Consider the following 22,491-nt stretch of genomic DNA (forward strand, 5'->3'; position numbering starts at 1 on the left):
AGTTTTAACCACGGGGCTATTAATATGGCCCCGTGGTTTTTTTATTGTGTTAACAGGTTAGGAATCGATGGAAAGTAATAACAAGCTAAAGCGTGGGCTGAGCACCCGGCACATTCGCTTTATGGCATTAGGTTCGGCAATTGGTACCGGGCTGTTTTACGGCTCAGCCGACGCGATCAAAATGGCGGGGCCGAGCGTATTGCTGGCCTATATTATCGGCGGCGTTGCGGCATATATCATCATGCGCGCGCTGGGCGAAATGTCCGTTCATAACCCGGCTGCCAGCTCTTTCTCGCGCTACGCGCAGGAAAACCTCGGGCCGTTGGCGGGTTACATAACCGGCTGGACCTACTGTTTTGAAATCCTGATTGTCGCCATTGCCGACGTCACTGCCTTCGGCATTTACATGGGGGTCTGGTTCCCTGCCGTTCCGCACTGGATTTGGGTCCTCAGCGTGGTGCTGATTATTTGCGCCATCAACCTGATGAGCGTGAAGGTGTTTGGCGAGCTGGAGTTCTGGTTCTCGTTCTTTAAAGTTGCCACCATTATCATCATGATTGTCGCCGGGTTCGGCATCATCATTTGGGGTATTGGCAACGGCGGACAACCTACCGGTATCCATAACCTGTGGAGCAACGGCGGTTTCTTCAGCAACGGCTGGCTCGGCATGGTGATGTCGCTACAAATGGTGATGTTCGCCTACGGTGGTATTGAGATTATCGGGATTACCGCAGGAGAAGCGAAAGACCCGGAAAAATCTATTCCGCGCGCTATCAATTCCGTACCGATGCGTATCCTTGTGTTTTACGTGGGGACGCTGTTTGTCATTATGTCTATCTACCCGTGGAACCAGGTTGGCACCGACGGGAGTCCGTTCGTCCTGACGTTCCAGCATATGGGCATTACCTTTGCCGCCGGGATCCTCAACTTTGTCGTACTGACCGCATCGCTGTCGGCTATCAACTCTGACGTCTTCGGCGTGGGGCGTATGCTGCACGGTATGGCAGAGCAGGGGAGCGCACCGAAAATGTTCGCTAAGACCTCGCGCCGTGGCGTGCCGTGGGTCACGGTGATGGTGATGACTATCGCGCTGCTGTTTGCGGTTTATCTTAACTACATTATGCCGGAAAACGTTTTCCTGGTGATCGCCTCACTGGCGACCTTCGCCACGGTATGGGTGTGGATTATGATCCTGCTGTCGCAGATTGCCTTCCGCCGTCGTCTGCCGCCGGAAGAGGTCAAGGCGCTGAAATTTAAAGTACCTGGGGGGGTGACAACGACCGTTGTTGGCCTGATTTTCCTCGTCTTTATCATCGCGCTTATCGGCTACCATCCGGATACCCGCATTTCACTGTACGTTGGTTTCGCGTGGATTGCCCTGCTGCTGGTGGGCTGGGTATTTAAACGCCGCCGCGAGCGTCAACTGGCTGAAGTACAGTAATTTTTTGCCGGGTAACGCGTTGCGTCGCCCGGCAATTTTCTCCTCCCCCGAACTCCTCCCCTAATAAACGTTAAGATGATGAGTGATCCTGCTCTTTGCTATGGCAAGGTGGCTTCATTTTCATCAAAGGGGATACGTGATGTTGAACGCCTGGCACCTTCCGGTTGCCCCATTTGTTAAGCAAAACAAAGATCAACTGACGATTACATTATGGCTGGCGGGGGAAAATCCACCTCAGCGGGTGACGCTACGTGCAGAAAACGATAACGAAGAAATTTCGCTGGGTATGCACAAGCTGCGCAGCCAGCCGCAGCCGGGCGTAACCGCGTGGCGGGCGGCGATCGATCTTGCCAGCGGCCAACCTCGTCGGCGCTATAGCTTTAAATTATTGTGGCCCGATCGTCAGCTGTGGTTTACCCCGCAGGGATTCAGTCGTTTTCCGCCTGCGCGTCTGGAGCAGTTTGCTGTTGATGTGCCGGATAACGGTCCGCAGTGGGTAGCTGACCAGATTTTCTATCAGATTTTCCCGGACCGCTTTGCCCGCAGCCAGTCGCGTGAGTCGGCTCCAAACGTCTATTATCACCACGCAGCCGGGCATGACATCGTGCGTCGCGAGTGGGATGAACCGCTGACCGCTCAGGCCGGAGGATCGACATTTTATGGCGGCGATTTGGACGGCATCAGCGAAAAGCTGCCGTATCTGAAAACGTTAGGGGTTACGGCGCTGTATCTGAACCCGGTGTTTACCGCGCCGAGCGTGCATAAATACGATACCGAAGATTACCGTCATGTTGATCCACAGTTTGGCGGCGACAACGCGCTGCTGCGCTTGCGCCACAACACGCAACAGCAGGGCATGCGTCTGATTCTGGACGGTGTCTTTAATCATAGCGGCGATTCACACCCCTGGTTTGATCGGCATAACCGTGGGACGGATGGGGCGTGTTACAACCCGGATTCCCCCTGGCGTGACTGGTATCATTTCTCTGCCGACGGTCTGGCGCTTGACTGGCTGGGCTATGCCAGCCTACCCAAGCTGGATTTTTGTTCGCAAAGCCTGGTCAATGAGATTTATCGTGGGGAAGACAGTATCGTTCGTCACTGGCTGAAAGCGCCGTGGAGTATGGACGGCTGGCGTCTTGATGTCGTGCATATGCTGGGAGAAGGCGGCGGGGCGCGCAACAACCTGCACCATGTGGCGGGGATTACGCAGGCGGCAAAAGAAACTCAGCCTGAAGCGTATGTTGTGGGTGAACATTTTGGTGATGCGCGCCAGTGGTTGCAGGCGGATGCAGAAGATGCCGCCATGAACTATCGCGGTTTTACTTTCCCCATCTGGGGATTTCTGGCCAATACGGATATCTCCTACGACCCGCAATCTATTGATGCCCAAACCTGTATGGCGTGGATGGATAACTACCGCGCGGGTCTGTCGCATCAGCAGCAACTGCGGATGTTCAATCAACTCGACAGCCACGATACCGCCCGTTTTAAATCGTTGCTTGGCAAAGACGTGGCGCGTTTACCGCTGGCGGTGGTGTGGCTGTTTACCTGGCCAGGCGTGCCGTGTATTTATTATGGTGACGAGGTGGGTCTGGACGGTGATAACGATCCGTTCTGTCGTAAACCGTTCCCGTGGCAAGCTGAAAAACAGGACACTACCTTGCTGGCGCTGTATCAGCGGTTGGCTAAATTACGCCATCAAAGCCAGGCGTTACGCCATGGCGGTTGTCAGGTGATTTACGCCGAGGATAACGTGGTGGTGTTTGTGCGGGTACTCAACCGCCAGCGCGTGCTGGTGGCGATTAACCGTGGCCACGCCTGCGAAGTGGTCCTGCCAGTCTCGCCATTGCTGCGCGTCAGTCAATGGCTGCACAAAGAGGGTAACGGCCTGCTCGCTGACGATATCCTGACGCTGCCGGCTATCTCCGCCTCGGTGTGGATGGGTCATTGATACAAGCGCGCAATCTCCGGGCTTGCCAGCAGCGTTTCTCGCCACCAGCGCTGCGCCAGCCCATCGCGGCTGTTGCGCCATGCCATATAGGCCACATCTTTTTGGCGAAATGAGATGACCCTTTTTTCCACAAGTTCGCCTGTGGCAAGCCACGGGCTGGCAATGTGGTGGGGGAGAAACCCGCAGCCCATGCCAGCTCGCAATAACATCACTTTACTGTGGAAGTCATCCACACGAATCTGCGCCTGCTCCTCCATCAGGTTGGTTTGTAGCGGATGGCAAAAGCGGGCGCTGTCGCTGATAACAATGGCCCGATGCAGGCACAGCTGTTCGTTTGTCAGGCCATCCGGCGCGGCGGCCAGCGGATGTTCGGGCGCGACGACAAATACATTATCCAGCGTGCCGAGCATTTTGTAGGACCAGGCGGCTGACGTTGGCGGTTCATTAATCGCCCCCAGAATGATGTCTGCGCCATTATGGGTCAGCTCCTCCCAGGATCCCGCCAGCGTATGGTGGGTGAAACTCAGACGGGTTTGCTTATTCAGCGCGTGAAATTCATCAATAATGGGCAGGAGCGCGGCGAAAGGAAAAGAGTCGTCCAGCGCAATCGCCAGCTCTTTTTCCCAGCCTGAACTCAGCTGTACCGCCTGCTTTTCGAGATCTTTGGCCGCACTCAGCAGCAAACGTCCCTTTTCCAGCATCATCAGCCCGGTGTCGGTAAATTTCGCCCGATGCCCGGAGCGGTCAAGCAACTCGATATTCAAATCGCTTTCCAGCTTCTGAATCATATAGCTGAGTGCCGCAGGGGTTTTAAACAGCGATTCGGCTGCTGCGGCAAATGAACCCTGTTTGTCGAGTGCGTCGAGGATTAACAAAACATCCAGATTGATGCGCATAAGCAGAAAATATCCTGAAAAATAAACCCTTCTGTTGTACCGAATGAAGAAAAACAATGCCAGTGAATAAATTAGATGAGTCATGCGCATTTTTTTGATGTTGTTTAGGATATATCGCAACACAGAATTAATAGTTTCACAGGATGGTAAGTTTTCTTTAATAACTCGTTAGAAATTTCCCGCTATACTCAACAAGCTTTCTGATTCAGGATCCTGCTGCTGACGGCAGATACAGACCGTTGCCTTTTAACTTATTGATTAAGAAGGTGTGTTATGTCTATTCGGGAACTGATTGATCCTCAAAACTCTACGCTGATTTTTATTGATCATCAGCCGCAAATGTCATTTGGTGTGGCAAATATTGATCGCCAGACTTTGAAAAATAATACCGTGGCATTAGCGAAAGCCGGCAAGATATTTAATGTTCCGGTGATATATACCTCTGTGGAAACAAAAAGTTTTAGCGGCTATATCTGGCCGGAATTGTTAGCGGTTCACCCTGATGTGAAACCTATTGAACGCACGTCTATGAACTCCTGGGAAGATGCGGCGTTTGTGAAAGCCGTGGAAGCGGCCGGACGCAAGAAATTGATTATCTCCGCGCTGTGGACCGAAGTCTGCCTGACTTTCCCGGCGTTGATGGCACTGGAAGCGGGTTATGAAGTGTATGTGGTGACCGATACTTCCGGCGGCACGTCTGTGGATGCCCACGAGCGTTCCATCGACCGGATGGTGCAGGCGGGCGCAGTCCCCGTAACCTGGCAACAGGTTCTTCTTGAGTACCAGCGTGACTGGTCCCGCAAAGAAACCTACGACGCCGTAATGGATTTGGTACGCGAGCATAGCGGCGCCTATGGTATGGGCGTGGATTATGCTTATACCATGGTGCATGGCGCGCCGGAACGTAAAGCCTGAATACACTTCATCCTTCATGCTGCCTGAATGCATCGTTATAGATCTCGTGTATTGATATTGATGGCGGGCTATCCCGCCATTCTCCTTTAGCAAGGAATCCTTCATGGCGCAGAACAAACATGTGACGTTGGTGATTACCCATACCCTGCAGCCTGAGCAGGCGCAGCGGTATGAGCAATGGCTGGGGAAAATCATGCCGGTGGCGGCCGAGTTTCCCGGTCATCTCGGGGCTAATGTGATTCGCCCTGCGGATGGCGAGAATCTGTGGAACATTATTATCCGCTTCGACACGCTGGAGCATCTGTACAACTGGACCCAGTCCGATACGCGCCGTGTGCTGGTGGAAGAGATAGCTCCGCTGCTGGCGGAAGGTGATAAAACCGAAATTCGTACCGAAGCGGCGTTCTGGTTTACGCCGCCCGCACCCCATGTACGCCAGCCCAGGCGCTGGAAACAGTTCCTGATAACTCTGCTGGTGATTTTTCCCAGCACTAACCTGGTGCCGTGGTTGACCGGCATTGTGCTGCCTGCAATGAAGGGCTCGTTACTCCTGCATCTTATCAATGATGCGTGTGTGGTTGCGCTGGTGGTCTGGTTCTGGATGCCCATCGTAACCCGTCTGTTTGCCGGATGGCTGAAAAAAGCCTGACCGGTTTCTCAGGAGATTGTTATGTCGCAAACTGCCACACTGATTCTCACTCACGGAAAAATTCATACTCTCGACAGACAAAGCCCACAGGTCGAGGCGGTAGCTATCGCCAACGGGAAGATCCTGGCGACCGGTAACCACGATCGGATCATGAGCTTGGCCGCCGAAGGGACGCAAATTGTCGATCTGCAAGGACATACGGTGATCCCCGGCTTAAATGATTCACACCTGCATCTGATTCGCGGTGGTCTGAATTACAACCTGGAATTGCGTTGGGAAGGCGTACCGTCGCTGGCGGATGCCCTACGCATGCTCAAAGAGCAGGCTGACAGAACGCCGTCGCCGCAATGGGTGCGCGTGGTGGGGGGCTGGAGCGAATTCCAGTTTGCCGAACGGCGCATGCCAACTCTGGAAGAACTGAATGAAGCCGCGCCAGATACGCCGGTATTTGTTCTGCATCTGTACGACAGAGCGTTGCTGAATCGCGCGGCATTGAAAGCCGTGGGCTACACCAAAGCGACGCCGGATCCGGCAGGTGGTGAGATTGTGCGTGATAGCAACGGCAACCCGACCGGAATGCTGATCGCCAAACCCAACGCTATGATCCTATATTCGACGCTGGCGAAAGGGCCAAAGCTGCCGCTGGAAATGCAGGTCAATTCGACCCGCCAGTTTATGCGTGAGCTGAATCGCCTGGGACTGACCAGCGCTATCGATGCGGGCGGCGGCTTCCAGAACTACCCGGAAGATTATGAGATCATTGAGCAGTTGCACGCCAACAAGCAGATGACGGTGCGCATCGCCTACAACTTGTTTACTCAGCGTCCGAAGCAGGAATTGGAGGACTTTGAACGCTGGACCGATATGCTCAAGCCTGGACAGGGCACCGACTTCTACCGTGCTAATGGGGCTGGGGAAATGCTGGTCTTCTCGGCCGCTGATTTTGAAGACTTCCTGCAACCACGCCCGGATCTGCCGGAAGGTATGGAAGATGAGCTGGAGCGCGTGGTTCGCCACCTGGTGGAGCACCGCTGGCCATTCCGTCTGCATGCCACCTATGATGAATCCATCAGCCGCATGCTGGATGTGTTTGAGAAGGTAAATCGCGATATCCCGTTCAATGGTCTGCACTGGTTCTTCGATCACGCCGAAACGATTACTGAACGCAATATCGAGCGCGTAAAAGCGCTGGGCGGCGGGATAGCGGTTCAGCACCGTATGGCGTTCCAGGGTGAATATTTTGTCGACCGCTATGGCAAAGACGCGGTCAAACATACGCCGCCGGTGGCGAAAATGCTGGCGGCTGATGTTCCGGTAGGGCTGGGGACTGACGCCACCCGCGTGGCCAGTTATAACCCGTGGACCGCACTCTACTGGCTGGTTTCGGGCCGCACCGTTGGCGGAATGGCGATGTACGATGATAACAATCGTCTGCCGCGCGACGTGGCGCTGGAATTGTGGACGGCGGGCAGCGCATGGTTCTCCAGCGAGCAGGGAAAGAAAGGGCGCATCGAGAAAGATCAACTGGCCGACCTGGTGGTGCTGTCTAAAGACTATTTCAGCGTGCCGGAAGAAGAGATCAAAGGCATCGAGTCGGTGATGACTATTGTCGATGGTAAAGTCGTGTACGCAGCCGGTCATTTCACCCCGCTGGCACCGCCTGCCATTCCGGTTGTGCCCGACTGGTCGCCGGTGGTGAAGGTGCCGGGGCACTATCGCTCAGCGCCGCCTGCTGCGGCGAAAATTGGCGCAATGGTACAGATGCACCAGTGCTGCGGCAGCTGCGGCGTACACGGTCATCAGCATGATATCGCGCGTAAGTCGGGGATTCCGGTGTCAGATGATCGGGCTTTCTGGGGCGCGCTGGGGTGTTCCTGCTTCGCGTTTTAATCCCTCCTCACAGCCCCTGGCCAAACGCAGGGGCTGATTGTATTTTCTGAAAAGCGGGTCATAGTGTTAACAGATATGGCACAGCTGCAACAATTTGTGTCATTCTGGTCTGTCTTTACACAGTGAAGGTGGAAACATGGATGAGCTGCTAACCCTTGGCTGCATTGTTTTATTCTTTGCGTTGGTAGTGGTTCCTGGTCTCGCTATCGTGGCATACAGACGCAGTGCGGCGGTACGTTCTGAGCTGGCGGTCTTGCGCCGTCGTGTAGAGGAACTTGAGCTGCGCGGGGTGGCGCCGGAGTCTGTGGTACAGGCCATCGCCGATGCGCCAACGGCTGCAACAAAGAGTGTTCCTGTCGATGCGAAAACGGCTGCGATTAGCAACGTGGCGCCGGAACCAGACACTGAGCCGACCCTTGAACCCGTTAGCCCGTGGTCTTCACAGCAGACGCCGGATAAAGCGGTAATTTCCACGCCCAGCGTCGAGCGACCTTCTGCTTTTGGCGGGGTGATGTCATCGCTGGTGCGCTGGTTTATGCAGGGCAATCCGTTGGCAAAGCTCGGTATATTGCTCCTGTTCCTGGGACTTTCTTTCCTGCTGCGTTACACCGTCGAACATTCTCTGTTGCCGCTTGAGCTGCGCCTGGTGGCGACCGCGCTGTTTGCTATTGTCCTGTTGGCGCTGGGCTGGCGGTTGCGGCATAAGCAACAGGTCTATGCGCTGATCTTACAGGGCGGGGCCACGGGAGCACTCTATCTCACCGTCTTTGGCGCGTTCCGGCTGTGGCAAATGCTGCCAATGACGCTGGCATTTGCGCTGCTGGTGGCGATTTGCGCGGCGAGCGTGGGTCTGGCTATTTTGCAAAAGGCACTCAGCCTGGCGATGCTGGCCAGCCTTGGCGGCTATCTCGCGCCGCTGCTGCTTTCCTCCGGCGGCGGCAGTCATGTCGCGCTCTTCTCTTTCTATCTTCTGCTCTCGGTCGGTATTCTCGCGATTAGCATCTGGCAGCACTGGCGGGAGCTGAATCTGCTCGGCCTGTTGTTTACCTTTGGCGTTGGCGGTTTGTGGGGGCTGGAGGACTATCGACCTGAGTATTATCTGAGCTGCCAACTGTTCCTGATCGCCAACACCATTATTTTTGGCGTGCTGAGCGTGGCGCTGTCCCTTCGGGCGCAGGAAAAAGGCAAACAGATTATTGATGGCGTGCTGCTGTTTGCCCCTCCGCTGGTAGGTTTTGGCATGCAGTATGCCATTACCCGGCATATGGCATATGGTCCGGCGCTCAGCGCGCTGGGCTACGGTGGTTTCTATCTGGTGTTGGCGACGCTTGCGTTGCGGCGCTCATCTTCTCTGGGAAGACCGCTGGTATTGTCCGCCCTGGCGCTTGGCGGCGTATTTACCACCCTGGCTATCCCGCTGGCGCTTTCAGCCCGTTGGACGGCGATGGCCTGGTCGCTGGAGGGACTTGGGATCCTCTGGCTGGGTATCCAACAGCAGCAACGACGCATGAGTTATAGCGGTACGGCGCTGCTCGTGTTGGCCGTGGGCAGCGCGCTATGGGCGCTGGCGAACGGCATAACTGCGCTCTCAGTGATGCTGATATTTGCCGTGCTTAGCCTCAGTTGGCTGGCTGCCGCATGGCTATGGCGCAACATTCGGATACAGGGCAGTTGGGGGCTACTCGCTGGCGGTTTGCTTTTCTGGATTATTGCACTCGTTGCAGTTTCGCAGCTCATCCTGAAGCAGGAGCGGTGGGTGCTTTCTGGCGTGTTGGCATTAATGGCGGTATCGGTCTGGGGCTGGCGAACGATTGCTGGTCGCCTGGCATGGTGGGAGCTGGATGCCAGTAAATGGCTGTTGTGGCCGACGATGCTGGTGATGCTGATGTATCAGATCTCTTTGCAGCAGATTTTTGCCGCGGGCTGGCCGAATCTTGCCTGGTGTGCGGCGCTATTTGTTGCAGTGGCGCTGCTCTGGCGTGACGCACCGATATTACCGCCAACGCTTTCCCGGCTGGCACATTTGTCGTTCTTCTGGATGATTGTACTGGCGCTGGCGGTTGAGCTGTTCTGGTTCGCCCAGGCGCTACCGTGGGGGCGAGACGCGTGGGGAAGCGGCCTGATGATGGCGGCTGGCGGATTGCTGATTTTCCTGGTTTATCAAGCTGTTCAGCGCAGGCTCTGGCCATTTCGTATCTGGCCGGCCTTATATTCTGTTCAGGCGATGGTTCCTGTTGCGTTGGTACTGGTCGGTCTGCTCGTGCTGACGAATTTACAGGATGGCGTGGTTTATCGTCAGACATATCTGCCGTTGCTCAACCCGCTGGAAGAGGGCGCAGCTTTTGCCCTGCTAGGGTTGGTTGTGTTTTATCGCGTGTCTGAACGCTATTTCCCGGTGCAGCTTTCGGTGTGCCGCCCATGGCCGGTTGTGGCGCTGATGGCGCTCGGTTTTTGGTGGCTTAATGGCCTGCTACTGCGCGCATTGTCCTGGTATGGCGAAGTTGCGTGGAATGTACACGCCCTGTGGGATTCGCGGCTGATTCAAACCTGTTTTGCTCTGTTCTGGATGCTGGCGGCATTGGTGGTGATGCTGCAGGCAACCCGGCGTCGCTCGCGGCAGGAATGGTTGTGTGGAGCCGTTTTGCTGGGGATAGTCATAATTAAACTGATGCTGGTGGACAGCGCGGGAGGCGGCGGCCTGGCGCGCGCGGTCGCGTTTATCGGCGTCGCCATTCTGGTGCTGATTATCGGGTATTTTTCACCTTTACCGCCCAAAGCTGGAGAAGAAAAATGAAATGGATTAAAGCGGTTCTCTGGAGTGCTCTGTTAGGAGCAACCAGCGCGGCGTGGGGCAGTAATACGGCTACGGATGCGCCAGCAGACTACGCGAAGGGCGTGAAGCTCTTAACGCCGGGTTCAGAGCAATGGTATAGCCTCCCTCTGCCATTAGAAGTATACCACGAGGCGGTCTGGCCGGACTTACGTGATATCAGAGTGTTCAACCGCCAGGGCGATGTGGTGCCTTTCACGCTACTGGCAGAAAAAGCGCAGGCAACGTCCCCCAGAACGATTCCTCTGCGCCTTTTTCCGTTTGATTCTACGGCACAACCGGTGACGCCAAAGCACGATGATGAAAGACCTGCGGTCCTGCTTCGTGCTAAAAATGGCATTGAAATTCGCTTCGAAAGTGAAAACCTGCAATCTATCGGGCAGAGTTATTTAATTGCCTTGCCAGACGATGTCAAAGAGACGCCATTGCTGTCCCAGTTGCGTTTGAACTGGGATGCGCCTGCGAAAAACTGGCAGGGAACGGCATCGCTCTATTACAGCCGTGATTTGCGTGACTGGAGGTTGATGACAGGAAATGCGCCGCTGATGGATCTGACGCATAGCGACGACCGGTTGAAAATGGACACCTTAGGCGTCGATGATTTGCGCATGTCTGCTGATGGTATCCCCTGGCTGTTGCTGATTCTTGATTCGCAAAGTCCTGCGTTAAATCTGACCGGAGTGAGTGCGATAACCCGTGAGGAGCCTCCGCTTACCCGGCCTGTTTCGATGGATGCTGAAGCGGAGAAAATTGCCGAAAACCAGGCGATTTGGCGCTGGTCCAGGCCGCAACCGTTGACCTCATTAAAGATTTCACTGGATAACGAAGGCGTATTGCCGGTTGAACTTGAATGGCGCAAAGCAGAAAAAGACGCCTGGCAGCCTTTAACCCGAACGGTTCTCTACAATCTGGAAAATCAGTATTCGGATAATATTCCGCTCTCCGGTGAGTTAGTTGAGGCGGTCCGGATGACGACGCTTCAGGCGCGTTTGCCTGACACTTTACCCGTACTGAGAGGGGAGCGCGACAGCTATAAAGTGATTTTTAACGCACAAGGCCAAAGCCCGTTTATCCTGGCATGGGGGAACAAAGCGGCGGAACCCGCGAGCGTCAGTCTGGCGATGCTGATCCCGGAGGCGTTACGTAAGCACAACGATCCTGACAAAATGCCGCAGGCTTTGGAGGATGAACCAGTTACTCTGGGCGGTGAGGGGCGGCTGACGGCAACCTCAGTCGCTGAGCAACAAAGCCAGTGGAAAACGCTGTTGGTATGGGGGGCGTTAATTCTTGGCGTCGCCGTCCTGGGGCTGATGGCGTGGCGAATCTGGCGTGAAGTGAAAAAGGGTAATCCGACATAAACCAATAAAAAAGGCCCGCGTTGCGGGCCTCTTACGATTCATGCCAATTACAGGCTGGAAACGTTCTCGGTCAGGTATTTTGCCACGCCGTCTGGAGACGCGTTCATACCTTCTTTTCCTTTTTCCCACTGTGCCGGGCAAACGTCGCCGTGCTCTTCGTGGAACTGCAGCGCGTCAACCATACGCAGCATTTCGTCGATGTTACGACCCAGCGGCAGATCGTTAACCACCTGGTGACGAACAACGCCGTTAGCGTCGATCAGGAAAGAACCACGCAGAGCAACGCCCGCTTCCGGGTGCTCGATGCCGTAGGCTTTCTGGATTTCGCGTTTGATGTCAGCAACCATTGCGTATTTCACCGCACCGATGCCGCCTTTGTCGACAGGGGTGTTACGCCATGCGTTGTGGACAAATTCTGAGTCGAAAGAAACGCCAACAACTTCAACGCCGCGCTTCTGGAATTCTTCGTAACGTTTGTCGAATGCGATCAGTTCAGACGGGCAAACGAAGGTGAAGTCCATCGGCCAGAAGAACAGAACGGTGGTTTTACCGTTGGTATGCTGTTTGAAGTTGAAGTTTTCAACGATCTCACCGCTACCCAGTACCGCAGCTGCTGTGAAATCCGGAGCCTGACGAGTTACCAGTACCATATAATTCTCCTGCAATGTTAAGGGTTTTTTGGAACGCAACGCGGGCCAGTATAGAGAGTGTTTGAGAATAAGACAAAGAGGCGCTGGCAATCAATGAGACAGGTTTTGTCTATCAATCTGTTGCTGGATGAGCGCTACTGCTTATCCGGCGCGTTATGCGGGTTACCATCAAAGGGTTTTATGTCGCGCCTGTTCCATCATTTGCGGATAAAACTGCCAGAAACGCTCTTCTAACGCATCATAATGCGTATCCAGGTCATACCATGAGTCGCGCAGGGCATCGAGACGCGGACGGCGGCTGGCCATGCCGTTCAGGACGTTCTGGATAAAATCCATGTCACGATAGCGCTCAAGCCATTTTTCTGACCACATATAGTTGTTTAAGTTAATAAAGCGCGGCGGCGATTCCGGCAAAATCGTGGTCACCTGGGTGCGGGCATAGCGCACAAATTCCGCTAATGGGAAATCTGGGGAGATTTCCGACCAGTTGCGCGACAGAAAGTGATCCCACATCACGTCCAGCGTAATTGGCGCGACGCGGCGCGTTTCGCTACGAAACCACTCTTTGGCTTCACGCACTTGCGGCAGGTTATCGGTCATCACGTCGATACGACGGTGCATGAAGATGCCTTCCACCACCTCAGGCGAAAAAAGCGTTTCCGGATTACCCCGGACAAAATCGGCCAGCAGATTGCCGGAAAGCGAGCTGTCGGCAAGATGAGCGAGATGCAAATGTGCAAGAAAATTCATAGTTAAACGTTTATCCAGAGGGGTAAAGGTTGCAGGGAGAACGCCCCGGCACTAGACTACCCGCCTCTTATTTTAGTCTGAGTCAGTGTCATGCGCGTTACCGATTTCACCTTTGAACTACCCGAATCCCTGATTGCCCACTATCCGCAAGCTGAGCGCAGTAGCTGCCGCTTGCTGTCTTTGGACGGGCCGACGGGCGCGCTGACGCACGGCACTTTCACCGATTTGCTCGATAAGCTCAACCCTGGCGATTTGCTGGTCTTTAACAATACCCGCGTTATTCCTGCGCGTCTGTTTGGCCGTAAAGCCAGTGGCGGCAAGATTGAAGTGCTGGTCGAACGCATGCTGGATGATAAACGTATTCTGGCACATATTCGCGCCTCGAAAGCGCCGAAGCCGGGTGCCGAGCTGCTATTGGGCGACGATGAAAGTATCAAAGCGACGATGGTCGCCCGTCACGACGCGCTGTTTGAAGTGGCGTTTGACGACGAACGCAGCGTGCTTGATATCCTCAACGCCATCGGCCATATGCCGTTGCCGCCGTATATTGACCGCCCGGACGAAGACGCCGACCGCGAGCTGTACCAGACCGTGTATAGTGAAAAACCGGGTGCCGTCGCTGCGCCGACCGCGGGGCTGCACTTTGACGAGCCGCTGCTGGCGAAACTGCGCGATAAAGGCATTGAAATGGCGTTCGTTACGTTGCACGTCGGCGCGGGTACCTTCCAGCCGGTGCGCGTAGACACCATCGAAGACCACATTATGCACTCTGAATATGCGGAAGTGCCGCAGAATGTGGTGGACGCGGTGCTGGCGGCGAAAGCGCGTGGCAACCGCGTGATAGCCGTGGGCACAACGTCCGTTCGCTCACTGGAAAGCGCGGCGCAGGCTGCCAAAAATGATCTCATTGCGCCGTTCTTCGGCGATACGCAGATATTTATTTATCCAGGCTATAAATACCAGGTGATTGATGCCCTGGTCACCAACTTCCACCTGCCGGAATCGACGCTGATCATGCTGGTTTCTGCGTTTGCTGGTTATAAAAACACCATGCACGCCTATCATGAAGCGGTAAAAGCGGAATATCGCTTTTTTAGTTACGGAGATGCGATGTTTATCACGTACAATCCGCAGGCTATTTCTGAGCGTGTCGGGGAATAAATTTCCGGCATGAGTATTTAACGTCGGACTGTTTTTCTGACGCAGGAGTTAAGATGAAATTTGAACTGGACACCACAGACGGTCGCGCGCGTCGCGGCCGCCTGGTTTTTGATCGTGGCGTAGTGGAAACGCCTGCATTTATGCCGGTCGGTACTTACGGCACCGTAAAAGGCATGACGCCGGAAGAAGTTGAAGCTACCGGCGCGCAGATCATCCTCGGCAACACTTTCCACCTGTGGCTACGCCCGGGTCAGGAAATCATGAAGCTGCACGGCGATCTGCACGATTTCATGCAGTGGAAAGGGCCAATCCTTACCGATTCCGGCGGCTTCCAGGTTTTCAGTCTGGGCGATATCCGCAAGATTACCGAGCAGGGCGTGCATTTCCGCAACCCGATCAACGGCGATCCGATTTTCCTCGATCCTGAGAAGTCAATGGAGATTCAATACGATCTCGGTTCCGATATCGTGATGATCTTCGACGAATGTACACCGTACCCGGCCGACTGGGACTATGCTAAACGCTCAATGGAGATGTCTCTGCGTTGGGCGAAGCGCAGTCGCGACCGTTTTGACAGTCTCGGCAACAAAAATGCGCTTTTTGGCATCATTCAGGGCAGCGTTTACGAAGATTTACGTGATATCTCCGTCAAAGGTCTGGTAGATATCGGCTTTGATGGCTACGCTGTCGGCGGTTTGGCTGTCGGTGAGCCGAAGGAAGATATGCACCGCATTCTGGAGCATGTTTGCCCACAGATTCCGGCAGATAAACCGCGTTACCTGATGGGCGTCGGCAAACCAGAAGATCTGGTTGAAGGTGTGCGTCGTGGTATCGATATGTTTGACTGCGTGATGCCAACGCGAAATGCCCGTAATGGTCATTTGTTTGTGACTGACGGCGTGGTAAAAATTCGTAACGCGAAATATAAAAGCGACACCAGTCCGCTCGATGCTGAGTGTGATTGCTACACCTGTCGCAATTATTCGCGCGCTTACTTGCATCATCTCGACCGTTGCAACGAAATATTGGGCGCGCGTCTCAACACGATTCATAACCTTCGCTACTACCAGCGTTTGATGGCGGGTTTACGCAAGGCTATTGAAGAGGGTAAATTAGAGAGCTTCGTGACCGATTTTTACCAACGTCAGGGTCGACCAGTTCCACCTGTGAACGTTGATTAATTTTAATAATGAGGGAATTTGAATGAGCTTTTTTATTTCTGATGCGGTAGCGGCAACAGGTGCTCCGGCGCAGGGCAGCCCGATGTCTCTGATTCTGATGCTGGTGGTGTTTGGTCTGATTTTCTACTTCATGATCCTGCGCCCACAGCAAAAGCGTACCAAAGAACACAAGAACCTGATGAACTCCATTGCGAAAGGCGATGAAGTCCTGACCAACGGTGGTCTGGTGGGTCGCGTGACCAAAGTAGCAGAATCTGGCTACATCGCTATCGCGCTGAACGACACCACTGAAGTGGTTATTAAACGTGATTTCGTAGCTGCCGTTCTGCCGAAAGGCACCATGAAGGCGCTGTAATTTATTGTTTTCCCAAAGGGAACTGCCGTGTTAAACCGTTATCCTTTGTGGAAGTACATTATGCTGGTCGTCGTCATTGTCGTCGGCCTGCTTTACGCACTTCCCAACCTGTATGGTGAGGATCCGGCTGTTCAAATCACTGGCGTGCGCGGTGCCGCCGCCAGTGAGCAAACGCTGATCCAGGTCCAGAAAACGTTACAAGAAGATAAAATCACACCTAAGTCTGTGGCTCTGGAAGAGGGTGCTATTCTTGCGCGCTTCGACTCCACTGATACCCAACTGCGCGCACGTGAAGTACTGATGGGCGTGCTGGGCGATCAATACGTCGTGGCGCTTAACCTTGCTCCGGCAACACCGCGCTGGCTGGCAGCCATTCACGCAGAACCGATGAAACTCGGTCTTGACCTGCGTGGCGGCGTTCACTTCCTGATGGAAGTGGATATGGACACCGCGCTGAGTAAGTTGCAGGAACAAAATATCGATAGCCTGCGCAGCGATCTGCGTGAAAAAGGCATTCCTTATACTACCGTTCGTAAAGAAGATAACTACGGCCTGAGCATCACCTTCCGTGACAGCAGCGCCCGTGATGAAGCTATCTCTTATCTGAGCAAGCGTCACCAGGATCTGGTTATTTCCAGCCAGGGCAGTAATGCTCTGCGTGCGGTGATGACCGATGCGCGCCTGAGCGAAGCCCGTGAATATGCGGTACAGCAGAACATCAATATTCTGCGTAATCGTGTGAACCAGTTGGGTGTTGCTGAGCCGGTGGTACAACGTCAGGGCGCTGACCGTATTGTCGTCGAACTGCCGGGTATCCAGGATACCGCGCGTGCGAAAGAAATTTTGGGCGCAACCGCGACGCTGGAATTCCGTCTGGTAAATACCAACGTTGACCAGTCTGCTGCGGCATCCGGGCGTGTACCGGGTGATTCGGAAGTGAAACAGACTCGCGAAGGTCAGCCGGTTGTGCTGTACAAACGCGTGATCCTGACCGGTGACCATATCACCGACTCCACCTCCAGCCAGGACGAATACAATCAGCCGCAGGTTAACATCTCGCTGGATAGCGCGGGTGGTAACATCATGTCCAACTTCACCAAGGACAACATCGGTAAGCCGATGGCGACCTTGTTTGTGGAGTACAAAGACAGCGGTAAGAAAGATGCCAACGGTCGCGCCGTGCTGGTGAAACAGGAGGAGGTGATTAACATCGCCAACATCCAGTCTCGCCTGGGTAACAGCTTCCGTATCACCGGTATCAACAACCCGAACGAAGCGCGTCAGCTTTCTCTGCTGTTACGTGCCGGTGCGCTAATCGCGCCGATTCAGATTGTTGAAGAACGTACCATCGGCCCAACCCTGGGTATGCAGAACATCAAACAGGGTCTGGAAGCCTGTCTGGCCGGTCTGGTGGTTTCTATCCTGTTCATGATCTTCTTCTATAAGAAGTTCGGTCTGATTGCGACCAGCGCGCTGATCGCTAACCTGGTGCTGATTGTCGGCATTATGTCACTGTTGCCGGGAGCCACGCTGAGTATGCCGGGGATTGCGGGGATCGTCTTAACCCTTGCCGTCGCGGTCGATGCTAACGTACTGATCAACGAACGTATCAAAGAAGAGTTGAGTAACGGTCGTTCGGTGCAGCAGGCCATCAATGAAGGTTATGCGGGCGCATTTAGCTCCATCTTCGATGCGAACATTACGACGCTGATTAAGGTCATTATCCTGTACGCAGTCGGCACTGGGGCAATTAAAGGGTTCGCGATTACTACCGGTATTGGGGTAGCGACGTCGATGTTTACCGCAATTGTCGGTACACGTGCCATCGTAAACCTGTTGTATGGCGGCAAGCGCGTCAAAAAGCTGTCAATCTGAGGAGTGCGAAGTGGCACAGGAATATACTGTTGAACAATTGAACCACGGCCGTAAAGTCTGGGACTTTATGCGCTGGGACTACTGGGCTTTCGGCATTTCAGGTTTTCTGCTGATCGCGGCCATCGTGATTATGGGCGTGCGCGGCTTTAACTGGGGTCTCGATTTCACCGGTGGTACGGTCATTGAAATCACGCTGGAAAAACCAGCGGAAATGGACGTGATGCGCGATGCGCTGGAGAAAGCGGGCTTTGTTGACCCGCTGCTGCAGAACTTCGGCAGCAGCCACGACATTATGGTGCGTATGCCGCCAACTGAAGGCGCTGACGGCGGTCAGGTGCTGGGTAGCAAAGTGTTGAGTGTGATTAACGAATCCACCAACCAAAACGCTGCGGTGAAGCGAATTGAATTCGTGGGGCCGAGTGTAGGCGCAGACCTGGCGCAAACCGGTGCGATGGCGCTGATGGCGGCGCTGATCTCCATCCTGGTGTATGTCGGTTTCCGCTTTGAGTGGCGACTGGCGGCAGGGGTAGTTATCGCGCTGGCGCACGACGTAATCATCACACTTGGGATCCTGTCGTTGTTCCATATCGAGATTGACCTGACTATCGTCGCATCGCTGATGTCGGTAATCGGTTACTCGCTGAACGATAGTATCGTAGTCTCTGACCGTATTCGTGAAAACTTCCGCAAAATTCGTCGCGGTACGCCTTACGAAATCTTTAACGTGTCATTGACTCAGACGCTGCACCGTACGTTGATTACCTCCGGTACGACGTTGATGGTTATTCTGATGCTGTTCCTGTTCGGTGGTCCGGTACTGGAAGGCTTCTCGCTGACCATGCTTATCGGTGTTTCCATCGGTACTGCGTCTTCTATCTACGTAGCATCGGCGCTGGCGCTGAAGCTGGGTATGAAGCGTGAGCACATGCTGCAGCAGAAGGTCGAGAAAGAAGGGGCGGATCAGCCGTCAATTCTGCCTTAACCCATTAAGAGTGAAGATAGTGGAATCCCGATCGCAAGGTCGGGATTTTTTTTGCCTGTGATTTAACGGTAGGCCATTATCTTTTTCTGTCGTCACACTACTGACAGTATGCTGTCAGTAGCCCTGTCTTATAGTCCTTCTGAGATTACCCACACAGGCAGGAGGAAGTATGAACAACGTAATTAACTGGTTTGAAATCCCCGTGGTACAAATGGATCGCGCCATCGCTTTTTATGAGCCAGTGATGCAGGTTTCTTTGCGTCGGGAGAATATGGACAGCGCTGAGTTGGCCGTATTCCCGCATAAGGATCCTGCTCCCGGCGGGGCGCTGGCTAAATTTGACGGTATTTCGCCTTCAGCGCAGGGCGCTATTATTTATCTGCATACGGACAATTTGGCTGCCACGCTTGAACGTGTTGCCACAGCTGGTGGTCAATGCGTGTTTGGCCCGCTCGAACTGGGGCAGGACATTGGTACGATTGCGCTATTTACTGACAGTGAAGGCAATCGTGTTGGTTTACATCAACCCGCGTAATATTTTCAGGACTGAGGATTAAAATGACCCGACGCGCCGACCGCTTGTTTCAGATCGTACAAATCCTGCGGGGCAGACGAGTGACAACGGCGGCGCTGCTGGCAGAACGTCTTGAAGTTTCTGAACGGACGATTTATCGCGATATCCGCGATCTCTCTTTATCCGGTGTGCCCATTGAAGGCGAAGTGGGCAGCGGATACCGCTTAATGGCCGGGTTTGATCTGCCACCGTTGATGTTAACGCATCACGAATCAGAAGCATTGATGGTCGCGATTCGGTTGCTGAAAACATGGGGCGGGGATTCACTTTCACAGGCACTGGAGTCGGCGCAGGAAAAAGTGCTGGCGATATTGCCGCCAGAGAGTCGCCGCAGGGCCGAGCAAACGCGGATTTTTGCGCCAGATTTTGGTAATCAGCCACATTCACGCAGTGCCTTCGATCTCATACATCGCGCGGTTTCGGCGCAACAAGTACTGGCGCTGCATTATCGCGACGAGTCCGGGAATCTCTCCTGGCGTGACGTTCAGCCACTGGGATTATTTTTCTGGGGCGAGCACTGGTTACTGGTTGCCTGGTGCGAGAAGCGTGACGATTATCGCTGCTTTCGCGTTGATCGCTGTCTGAAGATCACGCCGCTCGACAGGCACTTTCGCGAATCGGCGGATCGCTCGCTAAGTGACTTTTTACGTAAAGTACGCTGTGAAGACCAGCCGTAAAAAAGCCAGCGGTTAAGCTGGCTTGTCTGCGATAAATGTCGGGATTAGAAGTTGTAACCTACAACCAGGTAACCACCCCAACCGGTTGATTTCGCGGTGAAGTCGCCATCATTCCAGTTCAGGGTATCCCCACCTTTCCACTGGCCGCCGTTATGGAAATAACGCGCGACTACGGAGTAGTGCCAGTGATCGTAGTTCAGCGCCAGCACGTGGCTGGAAGCGATAGAGTTGCTGGTGCGGTTCGGATCATCACCCAAATCTGAGCCCCAGTCGAAGTTGGTGAAGCCGATGTAGGTCAACTGACCGCCCCAAACCTGGGTGATCGGCACAAAGTATTTCACTTTGAAACGGTAACCATCCCACTCGTTTTCGTTGGATGCGCCATAGTTCTGCCACTGGTATTTAGCATACACGTTCAGGGACAGACCCATCGGCAGACCGGTGTCGATATCGGTACCCAGACCCATATACCAGGTGCTCTGGCGGCTGGCTTTGTTGTCACCCATATCGTAGATGTAGTTGTTGGCGAAGTACCATTCTTTGAACGGTCCAAAGCTCAGGTCAGCACCGGTCAGCTTGTCGATGGAGAAACGTGGTTCGATTTCCATAAACAGCGGGGAACCGTCAGACCAGATACCTTTATCGTTGCCGTTACCCCAGTCGAAGGTTTTCGGGATATCGATGTAGCCATAGAAGTCGAACCAGTCTTTTTTGGCAAACGCTTCGTATTCCAGATACACGTCGTTGTTCAGTTTCGGGGAGAAACGGGTGTGGTAGCTGCCCACCACGTTGACGCTTTGGTGCCACCAGTCGGACAGATATTGCGGTTTGTCATTTTCTGCTGCGTTGGCAGTAAAAGACGAGGAGAGCGCCAGCACTGCACCGGCTGCAAGTAATGTTTTTTTCATATGTATGCCACTGTTTGAAATCCCTTTCGGGAGTGAAAAATGCGCAAATTGCGTTTCTAAATATTTCGTAATTCTTCGGAGCCTATTATAAAAATCATTGTTCACAAAAATATGTCTTGTTTCACAGTTCTATCATTTACGTAATCGATTGCGTTCACGTTTGCGTACTTTAGGCGGCGAATTGTACTGACTCCCATGAATGTTGCCAAGTTTTAACAGAAATATTGGTTATGTCAGGGGAGTAACAAAATGGAGCGGAGTGATGTTGCGGAACGCACAAAACGTTCCGCAAAAAAGTTTATTGGCTAACAGGCTGGACGTCGTGGATGCGAACAAATCCTAACTGGTCGGGGGAGAGACCAGTTATCTGCAACGGAATGTCTACGTCGCTGGGGGCAAGAATACTTGCCGGGGCGTTGACCAGTTGGTTTTGAACGTTCACTTCCTGATAATTCTCCGTGGTGCCCTGAATTTGACCGTACTCTACGGTGGCGCTAAAGGCGGGCAAGGGCGTATTGGACTCGCCCTGAATACGCAGCGTTAACCGTGTGCCATCGGCGTTCGGCGCAATATTCACCAAAGACATACGTAACGTGCCGATCTGGCTCTCCAGCCGGGCCGGGGTTTTGGAGCCCGGCAATAGATAGGCGCCACTGGTCGACTTAGCATTCAACATATTTTGTTGCGTAATTTTTACCGTTTCCTGATTAAGCTGCGTCATCTCTTTATTTAGCGTGCTTACGCTTTGATGCATCTGGCGTACTTCGCTTTGCTGCGCGCAGGCACTAAGACTAAAGAGGCTTCCCACCAGGAGAATTCTTAGGTAACGTCTTGTCATTGTGATTACTTCCTTCATTGTCGCGATAGCATAATGGTAGTGTGCACAGAGCACGAAGGCATCGATCCTTTGTCTCAAAAGCGCTGCGCCTTTGTTGTCACGCCAGTTCAGGGTAAAATAGATTGCTGTTAACCACTGAGGTACAGGACGCCGTATGCATTGCCCATTCTGTTTCGCCGTAGACACTAAGGTAATTGACTCTCGTCTTGTAGGCGAGGGCTCCTCAGTACGCCGCCGTCGGCAGTGTCTGGTCTGTAACGAACGTTTCACCACTTTTGAAGTGGCTGAACTTGTCATGCCGCGCGTTGTGAAGAGCAACGATGTGCGTGAACCCTTTAATGAAGATAAGCTGCGCAGCGGCATGCTCAGAGCGCTGGAGAAACGTCCGGTCAGCTCAGATGACGTCGAAATGGCGTTAAACCATATCAAATCACAACTGCGAGCGACTGGCGAGCGTGAGGTGCCGAGTAAGATGATCGGCAACCTGGTTATGGAGCAGCTGAAAAAGCTCGATAAAGTCGCTTACATCCGCTTTGCGTCGGTTTACCGCAGTTTTGAAGATATCAAAGAATTTGGCGAAGAGATTGCTCGCCTACAGGACTAAGCC

The 22,491-nt window shown here is 53.8% G+C and carries 20 protein-coding genes; 15 read left to right on the top strand and 5 right to left on the bottom strand.

The annotated features are described in order from the left end of the window. Positions 1 to 67: 67 nt before the first annotated feature. Both proY and malZ read left to right on the top strand, forming a co-directional pair. Entirely contained in the window at positions 68 to 1,441 is a 1,374-nt protein-coding gene (gene proY, locus FHD02_RS14250; protein WP_137360386.1) for a proline-specific permease ProY, read from the top strand. A gap of 139 nt (positions 1,442 to 1,580) precedes the next feature. After that, positions 1,581 to 3,395 (top strand): maltodextrin glucosidase, encoded by a 1,815-nt coding sequence (malZ, locus tag FHD02_RS14255; protein ID WP_137370930.1) that lies wholly within the window; start codon positions 1,581 to 1,583, stop codon positions 3,393 to 3,395. Here the strand turns inward: malZ and FHD02_RS14260 are convergent. Further along, positions 3,389 to 4,291 carry a LysR family transcriptional regulator gene (locus tag FHD02_RS14260; RefSeq protein WP_137370929.1) on the bottom strand — a complete coding sequence of 301 codons (903 nt, stop codon included), beginning with the start codon at positions 4,289 to 4,291 and terminating at the stop codon, positions 3,389 to 3,391. The two genes, malZ and FHD02_RS14260, sit on opposite strands and share 7 nt — an antisense overlap. 273 nt (positions 4,292 to 4,564) lie before the next feature. On the opposite strand from FHD02_RS14260, the gene FHD02_RS14265 reads away from it, so the two are divergent. The 5 genes from FHD02_RS14265 (at position 4,565) to FHD02_RS14285 (ending at position 11,933) form a co-directional block, all read left to right on the top strand. Next, a complete protein-coding gene (locus tag FHD02_RS14265) occupies positions 4,565 to 5,206 on the top strand; it encodes a hydrolase (RefSeq protein WP_042310138.1) in 642 nt (213 codons plus the stop codon). 103 nt (positions 5,207 to 5,309) lie between these two features. After that, positions 5,310 to 5,855, top strand: coding sequence for an antibiotic biosynthesis monooxygenase (locus tag FHD02_RS14270; RefSeq protein WP_079225253.1), 546 nt, complete (start codon positions 5,310 to 5,312; stop codon positions 5,853 to 5,855). Between the two features lie 21 nt (positions 5,856 to 5,876). Continuing rightward, positions 5,877 to 7,745 (top strand): amidohydrolase, encoded by a 1,869-nt coding sequence (locus FHD02_RS14275; protein ID WP_220394011.1) that lies wholly within the window; start codon positions 5,877 to 5,879, stop codon positions 7,743 to 7,745. 136 nt (positions 7,746 to 7,881) lie between these two features. Further along, positions 7,882 to 10,539, top strand: a complete 2,658-nt coding sequence (locus tag FHD02_RS14280; protein WP_137360391.1) for a DUF2339 domain-containing protein — start codon at positions 7,882 to 7,884, stop codon at positions 10,537 to 10,539. Beyond that, positions 10,536 to 11,933 carry a DUF3999 domain-containing protein gene (locus FHD02_RS14285; protein ID WP_137360392.1) on the top strand — a complete coding sequence of 466 codons (1,398 nt, stop codon included), beginning with the start codon at positions 10,536 to 10,538 and terminating at the stop codon, positions 11,931 to 11,933. The genes FHD02_RS14280 and FHD02_RS14285 overlap by 4 nt, the downstream gene beginning before the upstream one ends. 47 nt (positions 11,934 to 11,980) lie before the next feature. Here FHD02_RS14285 and FHD02_RS14290 read toward each other — a convergent pair whose 3' ends face one another. After that, positions 11,981 to 12,583: a peroxiredoxin gene (locus FHD02_RS14290; RefSeq protein WP_003021524.1), complete on the bottom strand. Its 603-nt coding sequence runs from the start codon at positions 12,581 to 12,583 to the stop codon at positions 11,981 to 11,983. 168 nt (positions 12,584 to 12,751) lie between these two features. Beyond that, positions 12,752 to 13,333: an ACP phosphodiesterase gene (gene acpH, locus FHD02_RS14295; RefSeq protein WP_137360393.1), complete on the bottom strand. Its 582-nt coding sequence runs from the start codon at positions 13,331 to 13,333 to the stop codon at positions 12,752 to 12,754. Positions 13,334 to 13,423: 90 nt separating this feature from the next. On the opposite strand from acpH, the gene queA reads away from it, so the two are divergent. From queA to FHD02_RS14330, 7 genes are all read left to right on the top strand, one after another. Then, a complete protein-coding gene (gene queA, locus FHD02_RS14300; protein WP_137360394.1) occupies positions 13,424 to 14,494 on the top strand; it encodes a tRNA preQ1(34) S-adenosylmethionine ribosyltransferase-isomerase QueA in 1,071 nt (356 codons plus the stop codon). A gap of 53 nt (positions 14,495 to 14,547) precedes the next feature. Continuing rightward, the gene (gene tgt / locus FHD02_RS14305) at positions 14,548 to 15,675 is read left to right on the top strand and encodes a tRNA guanosine(34) transglycosylase Tgt (protein WP_137360395.1); all 1,128 of its coding nucleotides are present in this window, start codon (positions 14,548 to 14,550) and stop codon (positions 15,673 to 15,675) included. Positions 15,676 to 15,697: 22 nt separating this feature from the next. After that, a complete protein-coding gene (gene yajC, locus FHD02_RS14310; protein WP_003021544.1) occupies positions 15,698 to 16,030 on the top strand; it encodes a preprotein translocase subunit YajC in 333 nt (110 codons plus the stop codon). A gap of 27 nt (positions 16,031 to 16,057) precedes the next feature. Continuing rightward, positions 16,058 to 17,905, top strand: a complete 1,848-nt coding sequence (secD, locus tag FHD02_RS14315) for a protein translocase subunit SecD (protein ID WP_137360396.1) — start codon at positions 16,058 to 16,060, stop codon at positions 17,903 to 17,905. A gap of 10 nt (positions 17,906 to 17,915) precedes the next feature. Next, positions 17,916 to 18,887: a protein translocase subunit SecF gene (gene secF, locus FHD02_RS14320; protein ID WP_038638190.1), complete on the top strand. Its 972-nt coding sequence runs from the start codon at positions 17,916 to 17,918 to the stop codon at positions 18,885 to 18,887. A 169-nt stretch (positions 18,888 to 19,056) separates the two neighbouring features. Then, positions 19,057 to 19,422, top strand: coding sequence for a VOC family protein (locus tag FHD02_RS14325; protein ID WP_137360397.1), 366 nt, complete (start codon positions 19,057 to 19,059; stop codon positions 19,420 to 19,422). A 23-nt stretch (positions 19,423 to 19,445) separates the two neighbouring features. Then, complete coding sequence (locus FHD02_RS14330; protein ID WP_061381554.1) at positions 19,446 to 20,138, top strand: YafY family protein; 693 nt, start codon at positions 19,446 to 19,448, stop codon at positions 20,136 to 20,138. 44 nt (positions 20,139 to 20,182) lie between these two features. Here the strand turns inward: FHD02_RS14330 and FHD02_RS14335 are convergent, their stop codons facing one another. Together FHD02_RS14335 and FHD02_RS14340 are read right to left on the bottom strand one after the other, a co-directional pair. Then, positions 20,183 to 21,046, bottom strand: coding sequence for a nucleoside-specific channel-forming protein Tsx (locus FHD02_RS14335; RefSeq protein WP_137360399.1), 864 nt, complete (start codon positions 21,044 to 21,046; stop codon positions 20,183 to 20,185). A gap of 298 nt (positions 21,047 to 21,344) precedes the next feature. After that, entirely contained in the window at positions 21,345 to 21,884 is a 540-nt protein-coding gene (locus FHD02_RS14340; RefSeq protein WP_042310122.1) for a DUF3251 domain-containing protein, read from the bottom strand. A gap of 154 nt (positions 21,885 to 22,038) precedes the next feature. On the opposite strand from FHD02_RS14340, the gene nrdR reads away from it, so the two are divergent. Further along, positions 22,039 to 22,488, top strand: a complete 450-nt coding sequence (nrdR, locus tag FHD02_RS14345) for a transcriptional regulator NrdR (RefSeq protein WP_016152032.1) — start codon at positions 22,039 to 22,041, stop codon at positions 22,486 to 22,488. Positions 22,489 to 22,491: the final 3 nt, after the last annotated feature.

The organism is Citrobacter sp. EC_71, from assembly GCF_019584005.1.
Lineage (GTDB): Bacteria > Pseudomonadota > Gammaproteobacteria > Enterobacterales > Enterobacteriaceae > Citrobacter > Citrobacter werkmanii.